The sequence below is a fragment of the Rhizobium sp. H4 genome, from assembly GCF_003013335.1.
GTDB lineage: Bacteria > Pseudomonadota > Alphaproteobacteria > Rhizobiales > Rhizobiaceae > Rhizobium > Rhizobium sophoriradicis.
The window spans coordinates 224,029-248,495 of the sequence record NZ_PSOW01000010.1 but is presented as its reverse complement, the minus strand read 5'-3'; the positions used below and the strand labels follow the sequence as shown (position 1 = coordinate 248,495).

21 protein-coding genes and 1 pseudogene are annotated in these 24,467 nt (G+C 60.9%); 10 read left to right on the top strand and 12 right to left on the bottom strand.

The window, feature by feature from the left end:
• Positions 1 to 20: 20 nt before the first annotated feature.
• Positions 21 to 1,019 carry an ABC transporter permease gene (locus tag C4N04_RS17675; protein WP_010049335.1) on the bottom strand — a complete coding sequence of 333 codons (999 nt, stop codon included), beginning with the start codon at positions 1,017 to 1,019 and terminating at the stop codon, positions 21 to 23.
• A gap of 39 nt (positions 1,020 to 1,058) precedes the next feature.
• Entirely contained in the window at positions 1,059 to 1,910 is an 852-nt protein-coding gene (locus tag C4N04_RS17670) for an ATP-binding cassette domain-containing protein (RefSeq protein WP_245425603.1), read from the bottom strand.
• 134 nt (positions 1,911 to 2,044) lie between these two features.
• Between C4N04_RS17670 and C4N04_RS17665 the strand changes: the two genes are divergently transcribed.
• Positions 2,045 to 3,025, top strand: a complete 981-nt coding sequence (locus C4N04_RS17665; protein WP_096762262.1) for an NAD(P)-dependent oxidoreductase — start codon at positions 2,045 to 2,047, stop codon at positions 3,023 to 3,025.
• A gap of 45 nt (positions 3,026 to 3,070) precedes the next feature.
• Positions 3,071 to 4,063, top strand: a complete 993-nt coding sequence (locus tag C4N04_RS17660) for a sugar-binding protein (RefSeq protein WP_038690672.1) — start codon at positions 3,071 to 3,073, stop codon at positions 4,061 to 4,063.
• 189 nt (positions 4,064 to 4,252) lie between these two features.
• Here the strand turns inward: C4N04_RS17660 and C4N04_RS17650 are convergent, their stop codons facing one another.
• Positions 4,253 to 5,122: a LysR family transcriptional regulator gene (locus C4N04_RS17650; protein WP_096762261.1), complete on the bottom strand. Its 870-nt coding sequence runs from the start codon at positions 5,120 to 5,122 to the stop codon at positions 4,253 to 4,255.
• Between the two features lie 139 nt (positions 5,123 to 5,261).
• Between C4N04_RS17650 and ampC the strand changes: the two genes are divergently transcribed.
• The 7 genes and pseudogenes from ampC to C4N04_RS17615 all read left to right on the top strand — a co-directional run bounded on the left by ampC (position 5,262) and on the right by C4N04_RS17615 (position 15,947).
• A complete protein-coding gene (gene ampC / locus C4N04_RS17645) occupies positions 5,262 to 6,416 on the top strand; it encodes a class C beta-lactamase (RefSeq protein WP_096762260.1) in 1,155 nt (384 codons plus the stop codon).
• 384 nt (positions 6,417 to 6,800) lie between these two features.
• The gene (locus tag C4N04_RS17640) at positions 6,801 to 7,754 is read left to right on the top strand and encodes an NAD-dependent epimerase/dehydratase family protein (RefSeq protein WP_038690677.1); all 954 of its coding nucleotides are present in this window, start codon (positions 6,801 to 6,803) and stop codon (positions 7,752 to 7,754) included.
• 85 nt (positions 7,755 to 7,839) lie between these two features.
• Positions 7,840 to 9,018: a glycosyltransferase gene (locus C4N04_RS17635; protein ID WP_077989927.1), complete on the top strand. Its 1,179-nt coding sequence runs from the start codon at positions 7,840 to 7,842 to the stop codon at positions 9,016 to 9,018.
• Positions 9,012 to 12,011, top strand: a complete 3,000-nt coding sequence (locus C4N04_RS17630) for a trifunctional glycosyltransferase/class I SAM-dependent methyltransferase/polysaccharide deacetylase (protein ID WP_199852478.1) — start codon at positions 9,012 to 9,014, stop codon at positions 12,009 to 12,011. The genes C4N04_RS17635 and C4N04_RS17630 overlap by 7 nt, the downstream gene beginning before the upstream one ends.
• Positions 12,008 to 13,088: pseudogene (locus tag C4N04_RS17625) on the top strand (glycosyltransferase family 2 protein). Before C4N04_RS17630 ends, C4N04_RS17625 begins: the two are co-directional and overlap by 4 nt.
• Positions 13,081 to 14,832 carry an ABC transporter ATP-binding protein gene (locus C4N04_RS17620; protein WP_106796617.1) on the top strand — a complete coding sequence of 584 codons (1,752 nt, stop codon included), beginning with the start codon at positions 13,081 to 13,083 and terminating at the stop codon, positions 14,830 to 14,832. Before C4N04_RS17625 ends, C4N04_RS17620 begins: the two are co-directional and overlap by 8 nt.
• A complete protein-coding gene (locus tag C4N04_RS17615; protein ID WP_096768920.1) occupies positions 14,829 to 15,947 on the top strand; it encodes a glycosyltransferase family A protein in 1,119 nt (372 codons plus the stop codon). Before C4N04_RS17620 ends, C4N04_RS17615 begins: the two co-directional genes overlap by 4 nt.
• A gap of 774 nt (positions 15,948 to 16,721) precedes the next feature.
• On the opposite strand, the gene C4N04_RS31595 is transcribed toward C4N04_RS17615, so the two are convergent.
• A complete protein-coding gene (locus C4N04_RS31595) occupies positions 16,722 to 16,907 on the bottom strand; it encodes a hypothetical protein (RefSeq protein WP_158775561.1) in 186 nt (61 codons plus the stop codon).
• 207 nt (positions 16,908 to 17,114) lie between these two features.
• Here C4N04_RS31595 and C4N04_RS17610 point away from each other — a divergent pair, with 207 nt between their 5' ends.
• Positions 17,115 to 17,321, top strand: coding sequence for a hypothetical protein (locus tag C4N04_RS17610; protein WP_004676311.1), 207 nt, complete (start codon positions 17,115 to 17,117; stop codon positions 17,319 to 17,321).
• 346 nt (positions 17,322 to 17,667) lie between these two features.
• On the opposite strand, the gene C4N04_RS17605 is transcribed toward C4N04_RS17610, so the two are convergent.
• The 8 genes from C4N04_RS17605 to C4N04_RS17570 all read right to left on the bottom strand — a co-directional run bounded on the left by C4N04_RS17605 (position 17,668) and on the right by C4N04_RS17570 (position 24,074).
• Positions 17,668 to 18,039 carry a hypothetical protein gene (locus C4N04_RS17605; RefSeq protein WP_245425601.1) on the bottom strand — a complete coding sequence of 124 codons (372 nt, stop codon included), beginning with the start codon at positions 18,037 to 18,039 and terminating at the stop codon, positions 17,668 to 17,670.
• A 389-nt stretch (positions 18,040 to 18,428) separates the two neighbouring features.
• Positions 18,429 to 18,677, bottom strand: a complete 249-nt coding sequence (locus C4N04_RS17600; RefSeq protein WP_039621493.1) for a hypothetical protein — start codon at positions 18,675 to 18,677, stop codon at positions 18,429 to 18,431.
• A gap of 102 nt (positions 18,678 to 18,779) precedes the next feature.
• On the bottom strand, positions 18,780 to 19,487 hold the full coding sequence (locus C4N04_RS17595) for a TfuA-like protein (RefSeq protein WP_106796616.1): 708 nt from the start codon (positions 19,485 to 19,487) through the stop codon (positions 18,780 to 18,782).
• Complete coding sequence (locus C4N04_RS17590; protein ID WP_106796624.1) at positions 19,484 to 20,659, bottom strand: YcaO-like family protein; 1,176 nt, start codon at positions 20,657 to 20,659, stop codon at positions 19,484 to 19,486. Before C4N04_RS17590 ends, C4N04_RS17595 begins: the two co-directional genes overlap by 4 nt.
• A gap of 41 nt (positions 20,660 to 20,700) precedes the next feature.
• Entirely contained in the window at positions 20,701 to 20,913 is a 213-nt protein-coding gene (locus tag C4N04_RS17585; RefSeq protein WP_038690693.1) for a hypothetical protein, read from the bottom strand.
• A 21-nt stretch (positions 20,914 to 20,934) separates the two neighbouring features.
• Positions 20,935 to 22,779 (bottom strand): peptide antibiotic resistance protein, encoded by a 1,845-nt coding sequence (locus C4N04_RS17580; RefSeq protein WP_106796615.1) that lies wholly within the window; start codon positions 22,777 to 22,779, stop codon positions 20,935 to 20,937.
• A 9-nt stretch (positions 22,780 to 22,788) separates the two neighbouring features.
• Positions 22,789 to 23,214: a helix-turn-helix transcriptional regulator gene (locus C4N04_RS17575; protein WP_106796614.1), complete on the bottom strand. Its 426-nt coding sequence runs from the start codon at positions 23,212 to 23,214 to the stop codon at positions 22,789 to 22,791.
• Positions 23,215 to 23,441: 227 nt separating this feature from the next.
• Entirely contained in the window at positions 23,442 to 24,074 is a 633-nt protein-coding gene (locus C4N04_RS17570; protein WP_077989920.1) for a class I SAM-dependent methyltransferase, read from the bottom strand.
• Between the last annotated feature and the right edge of the window lie 393 nt (positions 24,075 to 24,467).

Here is a 24,467-nt window from a genome sequence, read left to right as displayed (position 1 = left end):
AAAGGCTTGTCGAGATGCGCCTACTCGCTCTGCCTGAAATTGCGGATCCGGTCGAACAGCACCGCCAGCACGATCGCCCCGCCGATAAACGTGCCCTGCCAGAAGGCGTTGATGCCGAGCAGGCCGAGGCTGTTGCGGATCACCTCGATCAACGCGGCGCCCACCAGCGCGCCGAAGGCGGTACCGATGCCGCCGGCCAAATTGGCGCCGCCGATGACGGCGGCGGCGATGACCTGCAGCTCCATGCCGGCGCCGATATTGGTAGTGACGGCGCCGAGCCAGCCGGTCTGGACGATGCCGGCAATGCCGGCCGAAAGCGCCGAGATCATATAGACGGCGACCTTGATGCTGCGCACAGGCACGCCGGTGAGTGTGGCGGCATGCTCATTGCCGCCGATGGCGAAGACATAGCGGCCGAAGCGCGTCCAGCGCAGCACGAAGCCGGTCAAGAGCGCCAGGATGACCATATAGAGGACCGGGTTGGCGATGCCGAGAAACCAGGCGCCGCCGCCGAGCGCCAAGAGCTTGTCGTGGTCGGGGCCGAACTGGAAGACGACGGTGTTGTTGGAGGCGACCATGGCGAGGCTGCGCGCCACCGACAGCATGCCGAGCGTCACCACGAAAGGCGGAAAATCAAGATAGGCGATCATCACGCCGTTGAAGGCGCCGACGAGAAGCGCCGTGCCGATCGCCGCCGCGATGCCGATCTCGATGCCGTAGCCGGCATGCATGGTGACCGCCAGCACCATGCTGCAGAGGCAGAGGACGGAGCCGACCGACAGATCGATGCCGCCGGTGATGATGACGAGCGTCATGCCGAGCGCGATGATGGCGACGAAGGTGACATTACGGGTGATATTGTAGAGGTTCTTCGCCGTCGCGAAGGAATCGGTGGCCACCGAGAGGAAGAGGCAGGCGAGAATGACGGCGATCAGCACCCAGAAGGTCTGACTGCCGACGAACTCCGACAGCCGGCTTCGCTCTCTCTGTGCAATTGTCTGGTCGAGGGTGACTGCCATCGTTGACCTTCTTTTCTGCCGTGAACCAAGCCGCGCCGATCAGACTTGTTCGATGGCGCCTGTTATAAGTCCCGTCACTTCCTCCGGCGAACTTGCCGCGATCGCTTTGTCGGCGACCTTGCGGCCGCGGCGCATGACGATCACCCGGTCGGCGACGGTGAAAACGTCGGGCATGCGGTGGCTGATGAGGACGACAGCGATGCCGCGGCCGCGCAGCTCGCGGATCAGGTTGAGGACTTCGGCCACCTGGCGCACCGAAATGGCCGCGGTCGGCTCGTCCATCAGCACGATCTTCGCCTCCGACAGCATGGTGCGGGCGATCGCCACCGCCTGCCGCTGGCCGCCCGACATCTGCTTGACGAGATCGCGCGGGCGGGTTTCCGATTTCAGCTCCTTGAAGATCTCGCCGGCGCGGCGGTACATCGTCTTGTAATCGAGGATCTTCAGGGGGCCGATGCCGCGCCTGAGCTCGCGGCCGAGGAAGACGTTGGCGGCTGCGGTCAGATTGTTGCAGAGCGCCAGATCCTGATGGACGATTTCGATGCCGTGCTGGCGCGCCTCGACCGGGCGGTGCATGACGATCTCCCTGCCCTCGAGTCGCATCGTGCCTTCGCTTGGGCGGAAATTGCCGGCGATCATCTTGACCAACGTGCTTTTTCCCGCGCCGTTATCGCCCATCAAACCGACGACCTGGCCGGCTTCGAGCGCAATCGACACGTCGTTGACCGCCTGGATGGCGCCGAAATGTTTCGAGATATTGGTGAGTTCGAGAACCGCTGCCAGCCGACCATCCTCCCCGCAAGCTGCAGGCTCGCCATAACCGCGGTTGCCCGCCTGGCGCCTGCGATCCCGCTTTGCCGATCTCCTCCCCGGCAGAGCAATTATGTTCATTTACGCAAATGCTTGGAGAGCCGTCAATCAATTGTCCGTGTGAACGGCCCGCCGCTGCAAAAATCTACTTCGCCGCGCAAATACTGATTGACGCCGGAAACGGGTGGATATTAGCTGTTGCTAGGAGAGAGAGCATGCTGATCCTTGTCACCGGGGCTACGGGCAAGGTCGGGCGGCGCTTCATAACTGGGCTGCTTGACGAGCCGAGATTTTCCAAAGCACAGATCCGCGCGCTTTGTCACAATCGCGCGCTCGAAGAGACCGACCGTTTGTCTGTGGTCAAGGGCTCGATCGCCGACAGCGCCGTCGTGGCGGCGGCGATGGAGGGCGTCACCCATGTGCTGCACCTCGCCACCTGCAAGGAGACGCCGGATGAGGTGATCGACGTGACGGTCAAGGGGCTGTTCTGGCTACTCGAGGCCTTCCGCTCCAGCCCGACGGCGCAGCAGTTCATCCTGATCGGCGGCGATGCCGGCATCGGCCATTTCTTCTACCGCCATGACGGGCCGGTGACCGAAAAGACGCCGCATGGCGCTTATCCCGGCTGCTACGCACTCTCCAAGGTGCTGGAAGAGGTGATGCTCGAGCAGTTCGCCATCCAATACGGCATCAACAGCTGCTGCTTGCGCGCGCCCTGGATCATGGAGAAAGACGATTTCAAATATACGCTCTCCTTCGGCGACGACGTTTTCGGCGGGCCCGACTGGAAAAGGCTGGTGCCGCCGGCCGATGCCGAACGCTATGCCCGCGACGGCACGGTACCGCTGCTGCGCGATGCCGACGGGCGGCCGCTGAAGCGCAATTTCGTCCATGTCGACGATCTCGTCTCGGCGATCCTGGCGGCGCTCGACAATCCGCGCGCCCGGGGAGAGCTCTTCAATATCGCGATGGATCAGCCGGTCGATTACGGCGAGGTGGCCGCCTATCTCGCCCGCACGCGCGGGCTCGGATCCGTCGACATCGCCAGTGAATTTCACTCGAACTGGATGGACAACAGCAAGGCGAAGTTCCTGCTGGACTGGCGCCCCGTCTACGATTTGGAAAAGCTCATCGATTCAGCCTGGGAATACCGGCGTTCAAGGGAGGAGCCTCGGATCGTCTGGTATCCCGGTTGATAACAGGGCGGGCGATGTGCCCGTCTTTTCAAAAGGGAGGAAGTTATGAGGAAGGCATTATTGCTGGCTGCTGCTGCAGTCCTGGCGCTCACGGCCGGGCAGGCCATGGCCGCCAAGAAGCAACTCGTCATCGTCGTCAAGGGCCTCGACAACCCGTTCTTCGAGGCGATCAACCAGGGTTGCCAGAAGTGGAACAAGGAAAACGCCTCGGCCGAATATGAGTGCTTCTATACCGGCCCGGCATCGACCTCGGACGAGGCCGGCGAGGCGCAGATCGTTCAGGATATGCTCGGCAAGGCCGATACGGCGGCCATCGCCATCTCGCCCTCCAACGCCAAGCTGATCGCCCAGACGCTGAAGACGGCCAATCCGAGCGTGCCTGTGATGACGCTCGATGCCGATCTTGCGGCGGAAGATTCGGCTCTGCGCAAGACCTATCTCGGCACCGACAATTACCTGATGGGGGCGCGGATCGGCGAATATATCAAGAAGGCCAAGCCGAACGGCGGCAAGATCTGCACCATCCAGGGCAATCCCGGCGCCGACAACATCCTGCGGCGCGCTCAGGGCATGCGCGATACGCTGAGCGGCCAGAAGGGGCTCGCCGCCCTGAAGGGCGAAGGCGGCTGGACTGAGGTGGCCGGCTGCCCGGTCTTCACCAATGACGACGGCGCCAAGGGCGTGCAGGCGATGACCGACATCCTCGCCGCCAATCCCGATCTCGACGCTTTCGGCATCATGGGCGGCTGGCCACTATTCGGCGCCCCGCAGCCCTATCGCGACCTGTTCAAGCCGATGGCTGACAAGATCGCCAAGAACGAGTTCGTCATCGGCGCCGCCGACACGATCGGCGAGGAGGTGGCGATCGCCAAGGAGGGCCTGGTGACCGCCCTGGTCGGCCAGCGGCCGTTCGAAATGGGCTACAAGGCGCCGACGGTGATGATGGACCTGATCGCCGGAAAGCCGGTCGAGGATCCTGTCTTCACCGGACTTGACGAATGCACAAAGGACACGGTCGACACCTGCATTCAGAAGTGATGCCGGTTAGCGTCAACCGCTGCCCTCACCCTAACCCTCTCCCCGTTCTGACGGGGAGAGGAGACGTGCCCTTCGCGGAGTGGGTGGGAACCAAGAGGGCGCGGCATATCCCCTTCGCCCCGTTTACGGGAGAAGGTGCCGGCAGGCGGATGCGGGGCTGCGGCGAGCTCTGCACGGGCACCCCGGACATCACGCTTGCGCAAAGATCCAATCGGAAAAGGCGCGCATGGCTGACGTGACCGGCCGTGACTGCAGGCGCGTCAGCCAGTAGCTGCCGAGCGAGATTGCGGTGGCGAAAGGCTGCACGATCGCACCCGAGCAGAGGTGTCGTGAAAACATCGTTGGCGGCGCCAGCGCCACGCCAAGCCCCTGGAGCGCGGCCTCCATCATGCCGACCGAGGAATCGAAGACGATGCCGGCATTGACCTGGGCGGCCGGCGGCACGCCGGCGGCGGCAAACCAGGTGCTCCATTCATCCGTGCGGTAGCTGCGCAGCAAAGTTGCGCCGGCAAGGTCTGCCGGCGACCGCAGATCCTCTGCCAGTTTGGGGATGCAGAGCGCCGAGAGCGGCGCCTCGAACAGGCGCTGCGCCTCGGTGCCGTGCCACGAGCCGCTGCCGAAGCGGATGGCAAAATCGAGCCCTTCGGCGGCGGGATCGACGCGGTTGTTGTTGGTCGAAACCCGAACATCGATGAAGGGATGCCGGCGCTGGAAATCCGCAAGCCGCGGCAGCAACCAGCCGACGGCGAAGGTGCCGACGACGCCGAGGAACAAGAGTTCGCGCACCTGGCCGGCCTCGATCCGGTCGAGCGTCGTCGCCATCTGGTCGAAGGAGGCGGTCACCGTCGGCAGCAGCGCTTCGCCCTCCGCGGTGATCTTCAAGCCGCGGGGCAGGCGCTGGAACAGCGCCACGCCCAACCGCTTCTCCAAGCCCTTGACCTGCTGGCTGACGGCCGCCTGGGTGACGCAGAGCTCGATTGCGGCGCGGGTGAAGCTCAGATGCCGTGCCGAGGCTTCGAAGGCCCTGAGGCCGTTCAGCGGGAGGAATGGGCGAACCATTGGATTGTCTATCAAGCCCTAGAAATTCTTGCAGCTGCTGCGAGATATCATCGTTTGTCGTTGGAAAACAGCGCCGCTAGACGCCTATTCGGGCGCGTTTGCGCTCGCATGCGACCCCCTGGCGATTTGGAGGATGACTGTGAGAAACCTTGGCATAAAAATTTGCTCGGCCGCTGTGATCTCGGTATGCGGCTGCGGAGGCGGCTTTGCCGCCGACGAGGCTGATGTGAGAGCGATCGCGGATGCGGCGATCAAGCCGATCATGGAAAAATACGCCATCCCCGGAGTGGCCGTCGGCATCACCGTCGGTGGCCAGGATCTCGTCTTCACCTATGGCGTCGAATCGAAGGAGACGGATAGACCGGTGGCGCCGACCACGCTCTTCGAACTCGGCTCAATCAGCAAGACCTTCACCGCGACGCTCGCCTCCTACGCCGAAGCGACGGGAGACCTCTCTTTGTCCGACCCGGTGGCCAAACATCTTCCCGCCATGCAGGGAAGACCGTTCGGCGATATCGCCCTGATCGATCTCGCCACCCATACGGCCGGCGGCTTTCCGCTGCAGGTGCCCGACGAGATCAAAAGAGAAGGCGAGCTGATGGAGTTTCTGGCCGCCTGGCGCCCCTCCTACCCGGCGGGAACCCAGCGCAGCTATGCCAATCCGAGCATCGGCATGCTCGGCTCCATCACCGCCAAAGCCATGCGTGGCGATTTCGCCGATCTGATGGAGAGCAGGCTGTTTCCCGCGCTCGGCCTGACCAGCACCTATCTGACAGTGCCGAAGTCGCGGCAGGGCGATTACGCCCAGGGCTATAAGCGCAGCGGCGAGCCGGCTCGGCTGACGCCGGGGCTGCTGTCCGTCGAGGCGTATGGCGTACGGTCGACCGCCGGCGACATGATCCGCTTCGTCGGCGCCAATATGGGCCTTGCCAAGCTCGACGGGAAACTGCAGCAGGCGATCGACAAGACCCACACCGGCTATTTCAGTGTCGGGGCGATGACCCAGGATCTGATCTGGGAGCAATATGCCTATCCCGCCACCCTGCAGAGCCTGGTTGAGGGCAATTCGGCGGCGATGCTGAAGACCATCCCTGTCGCTGCGTTGCAACCGCCGATGAAACCGCGTGGCGATGTCTGGATCAACAAGACCGGCTCGACCAACGGCTTCGGCGCCTATGTCGCCTTCATCCCCAGCGAGCGGCTCGGTATCGTCATCCTGGCCAACAAAAACTATCCCAATGAGGACCGGGTTGCCGCGGCCTATCGGGTATTGACGGCGCTTGCGGCCGATTGACCGAAAACAGCGTCACGGACGCGGGAGCAGGTTGGCTACCGGATCCTGCGTCCATTCGAACCCGATCCGCTATCCGATTGAGGGTCGGACTTTAGCCCGATGCGCGCCTTCGACGGTGTGATAGAGATTTGCCGTGAAGATATGCTGCGGTGCAACAGGGCCATAATCTCGCCAAATACACTGCGAAAATCGAGGGGCGGCAACACGTATATACCCAGGGTCGCTGCCCTGTCTCCCAACAGGGATAATACTACCTAGGGTAATGAGAATTAACAATTAAGATTAATAGGCGAGTATTTTTTAGAATTCTTCGAGGTAATTGCCAGTTCTTGAAGGTGATGCTAATGAATACTCACCTTTTCTTAAGTCAAGAGGCCCAATCCAGTGAAAAACGTATTGATATCTGGCGGAGCAGGGTTCATCGGTTCGCATCTATGCGATCGGCTTTTGCTTCGAAATGACGTTCAGAAGCTCGTCGTTGTTGATAATCTCTGGACAGGACTTTTCGAGAATATTTCGCACATCAGGGATCCCCGCTTTCACTTCGTGAAATCGGACGTCGAGACGCTGCAGACCTCGGAGAAATTCGACGAGATCTACCATCTCGCCTCCCCGGCCTCGCCGCCCTGGTACATGAAGGAACCGAAGCGGACGATTTCGGCCAACCTGCTCGGCGCCTTCCGGCTTCTCGACCTTTTGAAGAAGGGCGGGCGTTTCGGTTACACCTCCTCCTCGGAAATCTACGGAGACCCTCTGGTGTCGCCGCAGCCGGAATCCTACAAGGGTCAGGTCGACTGTACCGGGCCGCGCTCGTCCTATGACGAGAGCAAGAGATGCACGGAAGCGCTGCTGTTCGAGATGCAGCGCACCAAGGGGCTGAACGTCAAGGTCATCCGCCCCTTCAATATTTATGGTCCCCGCACCCGGCCCGACGACGGCCGCGCCGTCTCCAACTTCGTCACCCAGGCGCTTTCGGGCCGCCCGATCACCGTGTTCGGCGACGGCAAGCAGTCGCGCAGCTGGGGCTATGTCGATGACATCGTCGACGGTTTCGCCCGTTATTTCTGGATCAACGAAACCGACTACAAGGGGCCGCTGAATATCGGCAACGACCGCGAGATTACCGTTCTCGAAGTCGCGAAATATGTTTCCAAGCTGGTCGGCGGCGTGCCGATCGTCTTCGAGCCATCGCCGCCGCAGGATCCCACCAACAGGCGGCCGGACCTGACGAGAGCCTACGCCGTCATGCCCGAGTGGTCCTGCAAGGTCAGCTACGAACAGGGCGTGGCGATGACGCTCGACTGGTTCAGAGAAAAGATAAAAGTGGGGGCGGCGTAATAGCCACCCGGATTTCAAGCCCCTTCCCGCATTCCGGGCGCGGCTTTGCGCCGGCCTGTGCTCGTGATGCGTTGAGAGAGTAACGATGCAGGAAATCATTCCGTCCGATCTGGCGACTGTCAATTTTCCCGTACCGATTCACTATCTCGATCTCGCCTCGCATCAGCCGGATGCCGACGCGGCGCCGATCTCGGCCGGGCTCGTGGTTTTTCTCGCCGACGGCCTGCCCGTCGGACAGGCCTATGTCGACAGGCCCGAGGCCGCGGCCGAGCTTGCCGGGCGTGTCGTGCGGCCGGATACGCTCGCGCATGCGCGTCAGGTCGCGCAGACGGCTCTTCAAAATCGCGACGTCAGCATTCTGATCTGCACCAAGGACCGGCCGGAAGAGCTGCGCCGGTGCCTCGCCTCGATCCCCGAGCAGTCGCTGACGCCGGCCGAGATCATCGTGGTCGACAATGCCTCTTCAGGCGACGCGACCCGCCGGGTGGTTGAAGAAGCAGGCGCCACCTATGTGCGCGAAGACCGGGTCGGGCTGGATTTTGCCCGCAATGCCGCCATCCGCGCGGCGAAAACCGAATTCGTCGCCTTTACCGATGACGACGTCGTTCTCCACCAGCGATGGCTGGAGAACCTGATGAAGGCGTTCGACCGGCCGGAAATCGGCTGCGTCACCGGGCTGATCCTGCCCGGAGAACTCGCAACGCCGGCGCAGTTCATCTTCGAAAAACACTGGGGTTTCGGCCGCGGTTACATCAGGCAGGATTTCGGCCGGGATTTCTACGACAGTCACAGGCGATACGGCGCGCCGGTCTGGACGATCGGCGCCGGCGCGAGCCAGGCTTTCCGCCGCAATGTGTTCGACGAGATCGGCCTGTTCGACGTCCGCCTCGATATGGGGGCGGCCGGCTGTTCGGGCGACTCCGAATATTGGAACCGGCTGCTGCATCACGGCCATGTCTGCCGCTACGAGCCGACCGCGGTTTCCTGGCACTTTCATCGTAAGGATATGCAGGGGCTGGCCAGGCAGATCCGGCAATATATGAGCGGCCATATCGCCGCGCTGCTGGTGCAGTATCAGAACACCGGCAACGGCGGCAACCTTCGGCGCATCCTCATCTCCTTCCCGAAATACTTCGCCGGCAGGTTGCGCAAACGCCTGCGCAAGGGTGCCACCTCGCATGATTTCTTCCTGAAGCAGGAGATGCTCGGCAGCGTCAGCGGCGCGCTCTACGTCCTGCGCCGCTGGAAGATGCGCACATGGTGACAGTTGTGGCGCCCGAAATTTCCTTCCTCATTCCTGCTTATAACGCCGAGGACACGCTTGCCGAAGCGCTGGCCAGCCTGCAGCGGCAGACGAAATCGAACTGGCAGGCGGTGGTGGTCGACGACGGTTCGAGCGATCGCACCTGGGAGCTGCTCGAGGTAATTGCCGCAGCCGACAGCCGCATTGTCGCCGCCCGCCAGGCCAATGCCGGCGCCGCGGCGGCCAGAAACCATGCCGCCCGCCTGGCCACAGCCCCCCTGCTCTGCATGCTCGATGCCGACGACTGGCTGGATCCGGCCTTCATCGAAACCATGCTGCCGCTGGCGGAGGATAGATCGCCACCCGCCATTGCCTATTGCTCCTACCGCCGGGTCGCCCCGGACGGCCGGCTGATGCCGGTGGAACAGGCGCCGGCGCTCGCCGGCGATGCCGCCAGGCGCGAATTCTCGTCCTTCTGTGCGCTCGCCATTCATACGGTGGTCTTTCCCAAAAGCCTCTTCGAGCGGCTCGGCGGCATGGATGAGCGCCTGCAGACCTGCGAGGAATGGGATCTCTGGCTGCGCATGGCCTTTGCAGGCGCAGAATTTCGCCGTGTCGACGCCTGCCTGGCCTTCTATCGCATGAAACCGGGCTCGCTTTCCGGCGATCCGACGAAATTGGTGCGTGACGCCATTTGCGTGACGATGAAGGCCGAGGCGCTGCGCCTGCAGCACGGCTTGCCCGCCGAGGGTCCGGAGAGCGGCTGGATCACCCCCGCCATCAGCCAATTGCGCATGCTCGTCTGGGTCGTCGCGGCCAAGCATGATCCGAGCCTGGACATAGCAGCCCTTGCCGCACTGCTGCCGGACATCCCGGATGCCGCAGGCTATGAAAGCTTTTTTGCCGGCGTGATCCTGCACGGCCTGCAGACCGGCCTCCTGCCCGACCGGGCAGACGATCTCATCGATGCGCCCGAGCAATGGTGGCCGACTTTCCGTCTGCTCGTCCAACTGATCCAGCGGCATTCCCTGCCCGGCACCGGCCGCAAGATCCTCGAAGCCGCCGCCTGGCAGTTATCCGCCGGCAACCTGCGGCGATCCTTCACGCTCGGCACGATCCAGGTGGTGAGCGTCGAACTCGGCGCGCTTTCCAGGGTCGCCAGGGCCGAACAGGCCGATACGCTGATCATGCACGGCTTTTCCGGCGACGAGCACGTCGGCACCTTCGTCGGGCCGCTCTGGGGCGATCTGTCGATCCGGGCGCAGATCCGGCTGATCCTGCAGGAGATGCAGGCGGGAGAACATCTCGAGCGGCAGCCCGCCCTTGCTTATGCCGCCGCCTGGACAAGGGAGGCGCTGCGCGGCTACCGAGCCTTCGGCGGCCTCATCATCCGCAGCGGCCGGCGGCGCGGGCGGCTCGAACGGCTGCTGGCGCGGACCGGCCGCAATGCCGTCCTGGCCCGGGCGCCGGGCGACGGACAGGATAATGACGCCCGCCTGTCCAATATCCTGCGCGATCTCGAAGGCGACCTGCCGCCGGCGCGACGTGCTGCGGCCGCGGCCCCGGCGAAGGAAGAGCGGCCTCCCCAGGCTCAGTCGCCAGAAGACTATTGGGAGCAGATTTTCGAACGCCCGGATCCGTGGAATTACCTGTCGGTCTACGAGCAGGTCAAATATGCGCAGACATTGAGCCTGATCCCGCAGGGGACCGAATCGGCCCTGGAACTTGCCTGCGCCGAGGGGATCTTCACCGAGAAGCTGGCGCGCGCAGTCGGCCGGGTGACGGCCACGGATATTTCGCAGCGGGCGGTCGACAGGGCGGCAAAGCGTTGCCGCGATCTCTCCAATGTCGAGCTCCGGGTTCTCGACTTCGTCGGACAAGAGCTTCCACCCGATCAGGATCTCATCCTCTGCTCGGAAGTGCTTTACTACATGAAGGATGAGGAAATGCTTGCCGGTGTCTGCCGCAAGATGGCGGCAGCGCTGAGACCGGGAGGCTGTCTGATCACCGCCCATGCGCATCTGCGCCAGGACGAGCCCGGACGAACCGGCTTCGATTGGGGCCATCCCTTCGGGGTCGGGACGATCAAACGGGTTCTGGCCGAACAGGCCGGGCTTGCCCTCGACGAGACGATCGACACCGAGCTTTATGCCATCCACCGCTTCCGCAAAGCGGCCGCGGCCGATCCCATCCTGCGGGTCGAGCCGCACGGAACGCCGATGGAAGTCGATGTGGCAAAGCACATCATCTCAGGACCGGCGGGCGTCGCGCGCGAGGCCGCATGGGCAACCGAGGTGACGACCTCCATCCCCATCCTGATGTATCACCGGATCGCCGAGGACGGCCCGGCCGCGCTGCGGCGCTTCCGCACGCCGCCGGAAATGTTCCGCAAGCAGATGCAATTCCTGCGGCGGCACGGTTATTACGCCGTGACAGCGCCTACGCTTGTCAATCTTTGGCGCAGCGGCAAGCCGATCCAGGGCCGGCCGGTCATGCTGACCTTCGACGACGCCTATCTCGATTTCCGCACCAACGCCTTCCCGATCCTGGCCGAGAATGACTTCAGCGCCGACGTCTTCGTCGTCACCGATAAAGTCGGCGGCCGCTCGGACTGGGACTGTGCCCACGGCGAGCCGGCGCCGCTGATGGCGTGGCCGGATCTGCAGGAACTGCAAGAGAAAGGCATCAGCTTCGGCTCCCATCTCGCCTCGCACACGCCGGCGACCGCGATGGAGAACGACGCCTTGCTCGCCGAAGCCCTGCGGTCGCGCCATGCGCTGGAAAGCCGACTGGGCAGCCCCGTGGTTTCCATCGCGCTGCCCTACGGCGCCACCGACTTCAGGGTGCCGGGCATTCTTTCCCTTGCCGGTTACACGATCGGCCTCACCACACGCGCCGCAACAGCCGGCTTTTCCGACAATGTCTTCGGCCTGCCGCGCCTCGAAGTCCGCGGCGACCGACCGCTTGAAGCCTTCCCCGCACTGATGGGCCTGCCCGGAGCCATTATCGGATGACAATCATCACCACCGCAGCGACCCCTCTGATCACCGTCGTCATTCCGGCCTACAACGCCGAAAAGACGCTTCTCGAAACCTTGCAAAGCGTCTCGAACCAATCCTACGGCAAACTCGAAATTATTGTGGTCGACGACGGATCGCGGGACGGCACCTTCGCGCTTGCGAGCGACTATAGCCTCACCGATCGCCGTGTCCGGGTTCTCCGGCAGGCCAATGGCGGCGTTGCCCGCGCCCGCAACCACGGCATCGGCGAGGCGCGGGGCGCCTATGTGGCGCCTATCGATGCCGACGACGTATGGCATCCCGAGAAGATCGAACGGCAGCTGCAGTCGCTGCAAAAATTTCCCGGCGGCCACGGCGTCGCCTACAACTGGTATGCGGCGATCGACGAAGACGGCGTCATTTTCGGTCATTCACGCCCGGTCCTGCATGAAGGCAACATCTTCGAACCGCTGCTGCGGGAAAACTTCATCGGCAATGGCAGCACGCCGCTGATGCCGCGCGCCGAGGTTCTGGGCTGCGGCGGCTACGACGCCGGGCTGCGCGACAGCGGCGCCGAGGGCTGCGAGGATCTGAAGCTATATCTCGCCTTGGCCGAGCGCCTGCCCTTTGCGCTGGTTCCCGATTTCCTCACCGGTTATCGCTTCACCCGGGGAAACATGTCGAGCAACGCCTATCGAATGCTGAAATCCCACGCCCTGGTGATGGCGCCGATCATCGAGCGCTACCCGCATCTGAGGCGCGATATCGAGACCGCCAAATTCAACACGACGCACTGGTATTTCAACAAGGCCCTTGCGAACCGCGACTATCTCCAGATCAAGAAGCTGGCGCCGATGATGATGCAATGTGGCCCGCAGCTGATCGTCCATGGCCTGCGGCAGAGCTTTCGTCTGGCGAAACGCCACGGCCTGCGCATTGCAAGACAGATCCTGCGAAAGCCTTCGGCCCGATCGAAAACCCACTTTGCGGGTGCCGCCGTTCCTGAGGCCGGCACGCGGTTCAGCGATCGTTTCATGCCGTTTGGGCGGCGTGCTCAGCCCGATATCGTCGCGGATGGCCGACAATGAATAGGTTCCGGACATCCGCCTCCCGGCCGGGCGGCGCCTACAACATGATCATCGCGGCCCGCTACCGCGAGCTTCTGCAGCTCGTGCCGGCGCTGCGGCTGAAGATGACGGTAATGATCATCCTCGGCATTCTCACCGGATTTTCGGAGATGGTCGGCATCACCTTTCTGGTGAGCCTCGTCTTTGTTCTCGGCCAGCAGGGCGCAGCTTCCGGCTCCGCCGCTGCCGGGCTTCCGGCGTTTTTCGGCGGCGTCGATCTCAGTCTTTCCAAACCCGTGCTGATCGGCATCCTTATCGCCTCCATTCTGCTGCGCATTCTTCTCGGATTCGTCAATTCGCTGATCACAAGCGCGATCAACCACAAGATCAGCGATCGCATGCGCGACCGTCTCTACGCCAAGATCCTGACCATCCCGTTCCAGCGCTTTCAGCACTATGAGCGCAGCGATCTGATCAATGTAATCGCCACCGAAGCCTATGCGGTATCCTCGGCACATGCGAGCCTGGTGCGTCTGGGTGTCAATTTCGGCACGATCGTCATCTTCGGAATCGGCATGCTTGTCATGGCCTGGCCGATCGCCTTGCTTGGGCTAGCCTTCGGCTTCATCCATAACTTCGCCTTGGGGTTCTTTGCCGGCGCCTATCGACGCCTCGGCGCTTCGGCGCTGGCCGCCGTCGAAGCCTTGACGCAGCTGAGCTGGACCACGCTGCAGACCTTGAAGGCGGTCAAAAGCTTCGGCCTCGAACAGCGCCACCAGCAGCTCTTCGCGACACTTTCCAGCGAAGTCGGCCGGACCTGGCGCCACTCGGACTGGATGGGAGCGGTGACCTCCCTGCTAAGCGAAATCCTGACCTTCGGCGTCATCCTGACGATCATCCTGTTCTCGGAATTCCTGCCGGTGGATTTCAAGGCAGCGCTTTCGGCCACCATCCTTCTTTACAGGCTTCAGCCGCATATCAAGGGATTCGACTCCCAGATCCTGCGCCTTTACGAGATGGAAGCGTCGCTGCAGAACGTGCTGGCGCTGCTTTCCGAAAAGGACGACGCCAAGCAGGCCGCCAAAGGCCTGCCGGTCACTCGCCTGGCGGAAGCCATCGTCTTCCACGACGTCTCCTTCACCTATGAGCAGGCGAACGCGCCGGCCGTTCAAAACCTAAACTTCTCCATCAAGGCAGGCGAAACGACGGCTCTGACCGGGCCAAGCGGCTCCGGCAAAACGACAATCCTGAATATGATCCTCGATCTTACCCGGCCGACGCGAGGCAGGATCACGATCGACGGCAGGGACCTGGCCGATGTCGACCGCGCGAGCTGGCTGCACCTGCTCTCGGTCTCGGGCCAGGATGTCGAACTGATGGAAGGCACGGTCTTCGACAACATCCGCTTCCGCCGCGATATCTCCGATGAGGACGTCAGGTGGGCCGCCGATGTCGCCTGCGCCACGGAATTCATCGAAAATCTGCCGGAAGGCTTCGACGAATGGCTGGGCGACGAGGCGGTGCGGCTTTCAGGCGGACAGCGCCAGCGCATCGGCCTGGCGCGCGCGCTGGCCGGCCGGCCGCAGATCCTGCTCCTGGACGAGGCCACCAGCGCGCTCGATGAAAATACCGAGATGCGGGTGTTTTCGGCAATCAAGGAAGATGCCGGCCGAACGCTGATCGTCGTCAGCCATCGCCCTGCGGTCGCCAGGATGATGAAGAACCAGATCGATCTTCGCCCGCCAACACTCGCATCGAAGCTCGGGTGACGGCGATGGAGATGTCGACCACGGCAGAAATTTTAGTGGCGGTCGTGATCCCCGCTTTCAATGCCGGGGACTACATTGCCCAGACGCTGCAATCTGTCATCGATCAGACCCACAAGGCGCTGGAGATCATTGTCATCGACGACGGCTCGACCGACGAGACGGCCTCCATCTGCCGCCGCTTCGCCGCCACCGATCCGCGGATCCAGCTTCTGTCGACGGAAAACCACGGCGTCGCCGCGGCGCGCAATACCGGGATCGCAGCATCGAAGGCCGGCTATCTTGCCTTCCTGGATGCGGACGATCTCTGGCATCCGACCTATGTCGAAAGAATGCTGTCGGCGCTCCATCCGCTGCCCGAGGCCTGGGGTGCGGTCTATGCCCTGCACCGTTTCGTTGATTCCGAGGGATATTGCACGCGGTCGGGCTCGTCGATCAGCGCCCGGGAATCCATTCTCATGCGCCATCTCGTCTTCCGCTTTGTCGGCAATGGCAGCGGCTTCATGGTGCGCCGTGCCGTCATCGACAAGATCGGCGGCTACGATCCGAGCTATGCCAATCAGGGAATCGGCGGATGCGAAGACTTCGATTTCGAACTCCGCACCGCCGAGCATTTCAAGATCGAGGCGGTGCCACTCGGCCTGGTGGGCTATCGCGTTCATGCCGCGGCCATGTCTGCCGACAGATCCCGAATGGCGCAATCGCTTCTGGCCGTCTATGAGCGATGCGTCGCCCGCAATCCGCAGCTTCCCGCTTTCGTCGTCAGCTGCGCCCGCGCCTCGGCCCACCTTTATGCATTCTCTAAATTTGCGGCTTTGAAAGATTGGCACAGCGCCGCGACCTCGCTCAAGCACGTCTATCGTCATAGCCCAATGCTTGCTGCCAGCGTCATCATTAAGCTGATCTTTTCAAAAGCGACGAGAGCCGCAAACAGGGTGCTGTCCAAAGCCCGGCCGCCCAAGCGGCAAAAGCAGCCTGATTTGAAGAAATTCGAGGAAATAGATCCTGTTATGCCGCTGGTTGGCGGATGGTCTCGTTTCCGGACGAAGGCCTTGTTCCGGCGCTTGTCGGAGATCGACCGTTGTGGCGGAGATTGCGCTGCGATCTCGAAGAGATAGCCGGTTGTAAAGGCCGGCACCTCCGCTCCGTTGGCAACTATTCTTGCTTTTTCAGTACAGATCGAACACCGCGACAAATGTTGGTCGAAGCGGAAATGAAAAAACTGTGGGAAACCGAGGTCAACCAATAATAAGCTGCGACAATATCAAGCTAAACTGCAATGTTAGCTTCGCACAGTGCAAGAAGTCTTACGAGAGGACCCGTCATCCACCCCGGCGGGTCCTCGACTTCGTTTGACGGCAGAGCAACGGTCATGATCGCTGCATCACTCCCGCGCCGACGACGATATGCGATGGGTCTTCGGAGACGACCCGGATGATCGGCAAGCAAGGACCGGCCTCGCGGTGCCGCCGAATGTTTCCGCTTCGCGACGAAATTGCCGACAGCAAGCCGCTGTCATAAGGATGATATTGACACTATATAGAGATATATAAAGCTCATCTTTATTGAGAACAGCAAACACTTCTTGCCGTCATTAACCATAAATAACTTAATATCTCAAAATCCACACTTATATACAACCTTTGTCTGAAATATATATTTTTACTTTTTGATAAAATTTTAATTTAATCGTATTTCCCGACTGACGTTATTTAATAAATTCCTCCACGGCATTTGGCTTACATTGCTGTCGAAAACATGAAAAATACTCAGCTTCTTTCCCGCCTTGCCTTCGCCGCAGCGCCGCGGCCGGACAACACTCCGGGAGAAGCCGCTGCAACGAGACCAACAATCCCCGGCATCGGCCGCCATCGCAGAATGGGCAGCGCAATTCACCCGTCGACAATGGCGATCGTGAAGCCGAACCAAGCTTTAATAACCCAATAAATCAAAGGATTATAATTGGTGATCACGCTGCGGACAGAACCGATATTGGCGCGCCTTCGACCGTCTATTTCAACCGCGCCAGGTGGTGCGACACCATCCAAAGCGAAGAGCAGCAGCGCAAGAAATACCACGTTCGATCGACTGAATCCTGACAGGAAATAGTCAATCCGTCCGCACGAAAGACGTCGCTCAATTCAACACGGCGGAATGTTCTCTAAGAGACCAAATCTGTGTCGAAATGGTCGCACCTCGTCATTGAATTAACCTTTCATAAAGCATTTGCTTGCTCAACTTATAATTTGTGTCATGGTCACTGCAAGTAGTGAGGAGCCGACCTGATGAGTGATATGGCATCGCAGATTCCGGAATTTGGTTATGATGAACGCGTGATGATCTGCCGGAAACAGATCGAGAAGGCGGTTTATCAGTTCATTGCAAACACGAAGGTCGAGGGGTGCGATCCGGCGGAAGTCGCAATGGCCATCGCGGACATTGCCGACGATTACATTTTACTGCTGGCCCAGAAGCGCAATTTGACCCATTGAGATAGCGATCGGCCGGCCCGGCCGATCATCAGACGAGCGCTGAAATCAAACTCGCCGCCGTCTCCCCGCCCGGAGACAACGTCAACGAAATCGCTTACCATTCGTTTCGACCATCTATTTGCGCCTCGAATACCATTCGAATAAGCGACAGCCCAAAGACCCCCGGATTTACCGAACCACGATCCAAATCGATATCTGAACAGATCGATGGCGGGGCCGCGCCTATCCCAGCAACACGCATCCATTGCCGCAGAGACACCAGTGCCCTTGATCGCCCTTTCCTGCCGGGCGCCTCAAGACGAGCGCGGAGAGAGGGCGGCCTTTTTTGCCGGTGTTGCCGCCCCGGTCAATCGGCCGGGTCCAGCGCGCAAAGCAGGCCATGGACGGGTATCGCGGCCAGTCTTTCGCGCTTGATGTCAACCCGCCAGGCCTCAACCACGTTCTCCGATCGAAAGGAGCCATCCGGCTGTTCCACCATCCTGCCGAGCGCAAAGACGGAGTCCTGAGGAAACCGGCTCGACGAGCAATAGCTTGGCTGCAGAAGTTCGTGGCGAGGGCTGGGCTTGGCAATCGTCACCTGATCGATCGTGCTCCAGACGGGAAGGTTTCCATCCCTGCCGGTCTGGCGCTGCAGCACCAGCAAGAGCTTTGCGCCGCATTTGAGCTCGGCTGCCGAATAGGCCGGGCCGTCCCGCCATTCCGGCCAAGGCCGTTCCACTGACTTCCACGCAGCCCTTCGCAGCGGGAGGCGTCGATTTTCCCCGCGCCTCGCTGGCATGGCTGGCGGGCGGGATCAGAGCGAGAAGAGCGGCGATCGCAGCAAGAGATCGTGACATGTTTTTCCCGCCTTTCACAGAGCAGCTGAATTTCACGCGGCCCCCCCTCGACCCGGAAGCGAAGACCGTAGCCTTGATCGGAGATGAGTCAATATCCTGCGATTTACGCAACTGCGGCCGCGGTGGTTGGCGGCCGACCTCGTCGTTGGAGATGTCCGAAAGCTAAAGCGCGTCACATCAAATTTGATTGACGCAACGCGCTTTAGCTCTTTGTCCTTCTGCATGTCGTTGTCCCGGAACCGCTCCACAGTTCCGGGCGACATGCATTGGACTAATGTCTCTTTACGCTCACTTGCGGAACCGGGGAGCTCAGTTCAGCCAGATCCCTGGTCAGCCCCTCCCCGACTTCCTGCTTCACCGCCTCAAGAGCAAGATCGAGGCAATTCGTCGCGAATGGCAGTTTGACATCCTGAGCAACCTGTCGCGCATAGGCGATCATTCGCGCCAGAGCGAGCAGTTCCTCCAGACCCTCTTCCGTCCTGAGGTCTGCATTTATATTAGCAGCCGATGTCACGCCCATGCCCATTTCTCCAACGTATTGAAGGAACAATACGCGGGCTGGCGTGGCCAAGCCCGTGAAAAAAGCGTGACACAACTCCCGGTGACGATTGCCGATTTCGATTCACAATGCGGGCCGTGTAGGAAATGCGGTCTCGTGCAATTTCCAGGACAGGTCGGCATTCACGCGAATATCGGCGGTTGCCTGCACTGCTGTTAGCAACTCCAGCGCATCGATGCGTTTTTGATCGACGGAATGGGCGACAAGGGCCGTCAATAGTTTCGCACGTTCCGGCGCGGCTATGCCGGCGCATTGCTCGACGATCGTCCGCCACGTTCGCCTCTTGAAGAAAACCGCGCTCGCGGCATTTTCAAGCTCCCGGCGCACCCCTCCTGGGAGCAGTTCATTCCTTTCCATGGCATCGAGCGTGGCGCTGACATTGACCAGCGGCACCGTCAACGGTTTGCTGCCGAGCGCGCTCGGCGCGTGCACGAGCGCCACGGCAGCATCATCGACCAGCCGGCCCGAGCGGTAGTCTTCGAAAATGCGGCCGATCCCGATCATGCCGAACGAATGGCATTCTGCAGCCCGCAGCGCGCCCATGCTGGCCGCCCCCAGCACTGTCACGCCAAGCGACAGAGCGCGGAGAATCTCCTTATGCCAGACCGGCGCGGCATGTTCGAAGCCGCCGTCGATCAGCCCGATGACATTGGCACCCTGGTCCGCCGCGGTCAGAACATCCCCCTGCGTCGCAGGCGGCAGGACGCGTATCGCCTCGCCGGCAAGTGCCGCTGCATCGGGAAGACTGGGACCTGCGAAAATGATCTTCAAAAGCCGATCGCCCTCGCCAGTGCCCTTGTTCCCAACCGCCGAGCACGCTCCCCTTCCGGATTTTCGAGCGCGGGAATAACGACCTTGACGACGCTGAAGGGAAGCGTGGCTTCGCTGAGGCGTACGGCGATGACCGAACCGATCCCTTTTGTTCGCAAAGCCTCCAGCACATGCTGCAGCATCTGCGTGAGATTCCCTAGCCGATGTTCCGGCGCCGGGCGTGGCGATCCGGGAACTGCGTCGAAGGCTCGCCGCATCAGCGGCGGCAAGGATCGCGTAAAGGTGGCCGGCGAAATATCGTCCCTCGCTCCGCTGATGTATGTGAGCCGCGATTGCACGGCTTCCGTTACCGCTCGAATGGCCGCGCGCACCGGAGAGGGATGGGCCCCCGTGCCGCCGGTCACCTCGACAAGGCGGATGTCCCTGCCGCCGTGGGGATCCCGCGGGTCTGGAACGCAATCCCCCGGGCCCAGCATGGCGGTGTAGCAGGGAATGGCGATGTCGCTGGTGATATCGAAGAGCCTGAGCGCCAATCCCGACGCGTCGATCTTGTCGATCAACCCGTCCAGGGTGCCATCCTGGAAACCGCGGGGATCGACGCAGCCGGCATAACGACCCGCTTCCGTGCTGACTTGCCACAGCACATGCGCGTCCCGCTCGATCCGCTCGAGCACACCGTGAAATATCGCCTCCTCGAGGTTGTTTCCCGAGGCCAGGCCGTCCGATGACATCCAGTACCGGGCATCGCGCGTACGGTCGAGCACCACCGCTTCAAAGGGGATATAAATCTGCCCGCCGCTGAGCATATCGATGCCGGCCACCCAATCCGTCTCCTCGTCTGGCCCGAGGTCGGGTTTATGGATGGCGATCAGGCAGTCCAGCCTATCGATCTTGTGTCCCATCGCCCGCAGGCTGGACGCGCTGCCGCGGAACCGATCTACGAAAGGTTCGCCGGCAACGGCCCGTTCCAGGGCTTCCATGACGGTGGACACTTTGGCATCGACATCGGTCAGGCCCTTTCCCTGAGCAATGACGATCGATCGCGAATTCGGGGTATATGCGCACCAGACGGGGATTCCAATATCGTCGAGCCCGGTATGTCGCGCCACCCTTGTAATGCCGAATCTGGCCAACAAGGGCTCGACGCGGGAAAGGGTTTCCCGCGGCGATATGATCCTGTCGGAATATGTCGATTGATCCGTCAGATGCCGGCTCAGCCGTCGAAGTGACCGGAAAGGGCAACCTGCGCCGACGAAACGGCGACAGCCAGATCGACGCCCTTCACTATAATGCCGCCGGCTTTGCGCAGGTTGCTCGCAGTCGCCAAGTCCCCCGTCGGATTGAGCGGCGTAACCGTGCCCGCGTCGAGATCGGCGAGCCAAAGACCAGTCTCGCCCGGTATTCCTATGATAACAACTTTCGTCATGTAAATGCCCCTCAGCTATTGTTAAAAACCGGCCCTCAACAGGCCCTCTCGATAGAGCTCTTTTTGCCACTGTTCCTTCATGGGAACAATGGCGAGCCACTTCTCGACGTCGAACACCGGGTTGATGCTTTCGGCGCGTTGCCGATGGAAGAGTGCCCGTTTCCGATCGCCGATCATTGCGCAACTGGCCGCGGCAATACGATGGGCCGGCGCTTTGTCTTTCATCGCCTCGACATAGGCGATGGCCTCCTCATACTGTTCCAGAAAGAAACTGGCTCCGGCGGCACACCAGAGATAGGCGTCAGGCGCGATCGGATTGAGCGACATCGCTTTTCTGATCTTGGCGAGCGCGTCACCGGGCCGGGATGCATGCACGAGCGTGTCGGCATGGCTGTAGATGACGTCGGCAAAATGCGGGCTGAGCTGTTCCGCCAGGTGAAGGGCTGCGACGCTGGCATCGACATCGCCGAGATAAAGCTTGGTGACGCCAAGCTCACGATGGCCTGCCGCCGATTCCGGATCCCGCTCGATTGCACGAAGCGCATGCTGTTCCGCCAGATGCAGCAGCTCGTCATTTCCCTGCGCCGTGACAAGCCATTCGCTGGTGAAGGTTCTTGCCAGCCCGGTAAAGGAGGCGGAGAAATCCGCCTTATACGACAGCGACTGCTTGAACGCCTTCCTCGCCCGGCGGATATGCGGCAATGTAAGCTTGCTCATCAGGCTCGAACCGACGAGGTAGGCGTGGTAGGCCCCGGGATCGGCCTCGAAACGTAACCGCTCCTCCTCGTTTTCAGCCAGCTCTCGGGCCACCGACTCGGTCAACTGCTGGGCGATCACCCGCCTGTGGCGCGGCAATGTAGCACGCGTCATCGCAAAGCGGTTGGCCCAGATAATCTCATCCGTAGGAAAATAGATCAGCTGCGCGAACAACCCCTCTTCGGAGAGGCGAGTGTCCAGAAGATAGGTGATCGAGTGCCGTGCGACCACCGCAGCCTTCTCGGAGTCGCGGCGGATCTGGCCGGCCGTATGCGGCGCGACGATGGAAATGTTTCGAAGTGCGCACAATTCTATGGTGACGTCTTCGATCAGGGCGTTGGCAAGGGCAAGTCCGGCATCGGCATGCTTGGCTGTCGGGGGAAGCAACACCAGACGAGGCAGGATCAGCGGCGCCGCCGATATGCTTTCGATGTTGGCCGGCTGGCTGCCAGGCTCGGAGCGCTTCACCTCCACCCTTGGATGGCCGTCGTCATTTGCCGATCTCTCGGAAAACGATGAGCCGCGGGATATCTGGTGCAGCAGCGCCCTCACCTGCTCGTCATTCGGATCCCGCTCGAGGACTTGCAGGGCGGCGCTCGAAACGATGCGCGCCGCGCCGGGCTTCTGCACTTCGGGCAGCGCCTCCAGCAATGCCTGCCGCAATTGCAGCGCCTGGGCGTCTCGCTGCGCCCTGATCCACGCATCGATCGGCTTTGTCGCAGGCTTGATATTTCCGATGAAACAGCGCTGGGTCAATTCGGCGATCGCCTGCAGCCGATCCAGCGGCGTACCGCCCGCCCGAAAGACATCCAGATCGCTGCAAACCACCTGCGTGTTGAGGCGAACCGTCGTGGCGGTGAAATCGAAGGCTATTTCGGCGCGGCCACCGTCCATTTCGCGGATGCGCGACAGCATTTTGCGCAGATTGAGCCGCGCCAATTCCGGCTCGACGTCGCTCCAGAGAAACTGTGCCAGTTCATAGCGGCTGAGCTCATGGCTCGCTCCGGCATAGAGATGGGCCATCATCAACAGACCTTTGATCGGATAGCGAACCAGCTCGCCATTCGTCTCGGTCAACCGCAGATCGCCAAATGTCTGCAGATGAAGCACGATCCATCCTCAGTTGTGCGCCACCGGATCCTGCAGCTCGTTGTCCATGTCGGGCAAGCCCGTAACCGCCAGGCTTTTGGCCAGTGCCACCAGTTTTTGCCTGATATTCGGATCCTCAATGGCGATAAACGCCTTGTTGAGCGCCAGTCCTTCCTTCGACGACAGGAATTTGTTCAACTCGCTCGTCTCACCTTCGATCGGTCCGGCACCGCCGTTCTCGAAGAAAAAGCCGACGGGCACGCGAAGGATCTCGGAAATGCGCTGAAGACGGCTGGCGCCGATACGATTGGTTCCTTTTTCGTATTTCTGAATCTGTTGAAAGGTTATGCCCAGAAGTTCAGCCAAACCATGCTGGGTCATCCCGAGCGTCTTTCGCCGAACTCTCACGCGGTTGCCAACATAGACGTCGATCGAATTCGGCGATTTGGCCTTCATGAAAACAAGTCTCCCGCTTTATCAGCACGCCCGCTGTATAATGGAGAATTTGCGCAAGAATGCAACTAAAAGTAAATATTTTGTAAGGATTTTTTTCAGCGCTGCACACAGTACAAACAACCTGTGGATTACCGCAGGCGCGTACAATGACAGCTATATAAGGAGTACATTATCGCGCAAGTCAGAGCGAAGGCGGATCGTCAAAATCTGCCTGCCGCCCTGTCTTCCTAAAGAGGCTTTTCAGCCACGGCGATCATCGACTTGGCAAGAGCAGGTATCCTTCCGACATATTCGAAACGAATACTGTGGAATCCGGCATCAAGCAGCAGCGTGCTCAGGGTGTTTCTCGACCAGAACTTGATATGTCCATGATCCTTCAGCGGCATGAAGTGATCATCCATTTTCCCAAGCGCTGCCAGGGCGACATTCTTCAGATAGCCATGATAGGGCGTCGATACCACGGCGATGCCGCCAGGCTTGACCAGATCATACATTGTCGAGGTGAAGGCCTTGGGATCATAGACATGCTCGACCACCTCCAGGCTGATCACAGCGTCGAAGGTGCCGTATTCCCCGGAAAGCTCGTCATAGGCCGAACCGACATTCAGCGGCAGCCCGGGATATTTGACATTGGCTTTGGCGATGCCATCGCTTGAAGGATCGACGCCGACGACGCAATATCCCTCTTTCGCAAGAGCCGCGGCCGCCCCGCCCGTGCCGCATCCCAGATCGAAGACATCGGCCTTCGCCGAGCCGGCAAAATGGCCTTCCAGCACCCCAAGCACAGTTGGCAGGATGTAGGAATGCGCGGTTGTCGGTTTAGCGTGGATATAGGTGGTCGCGTCCAGTTCGACGGACATATCCTCTCCTTTCTGCAAGTTCGCGGCAGACCCTATAGAAGAATACGTCGAAAATTGGGTAAAACCCGGCAAAACTGGATGTCGATCAAGAATATAACCTGTAGTTTTTAAACAAAAATCTTAACCTTTGCGCGAAAGATGAAACAAAGATGGCAGCAGCAACAGATGGCTGCACGCACTGAGATTGGATCTGAACCGGTCACTCTGAAATCTCGTCGACATAAGCAAGAAAAACCGGAAGAGGCCGAGAAGCATAGGAGACTGCATTGACCGTTTTGCCTGTCACGGCCGCGGATCATCCGCGATCTTGGCTGCGGCCATAGCGGCCGGTGCATTTGAGAGTATCAAGATCGGGAAATTCAAGCCGCTTCCGGCAGATCTGAAGCGCGCGCT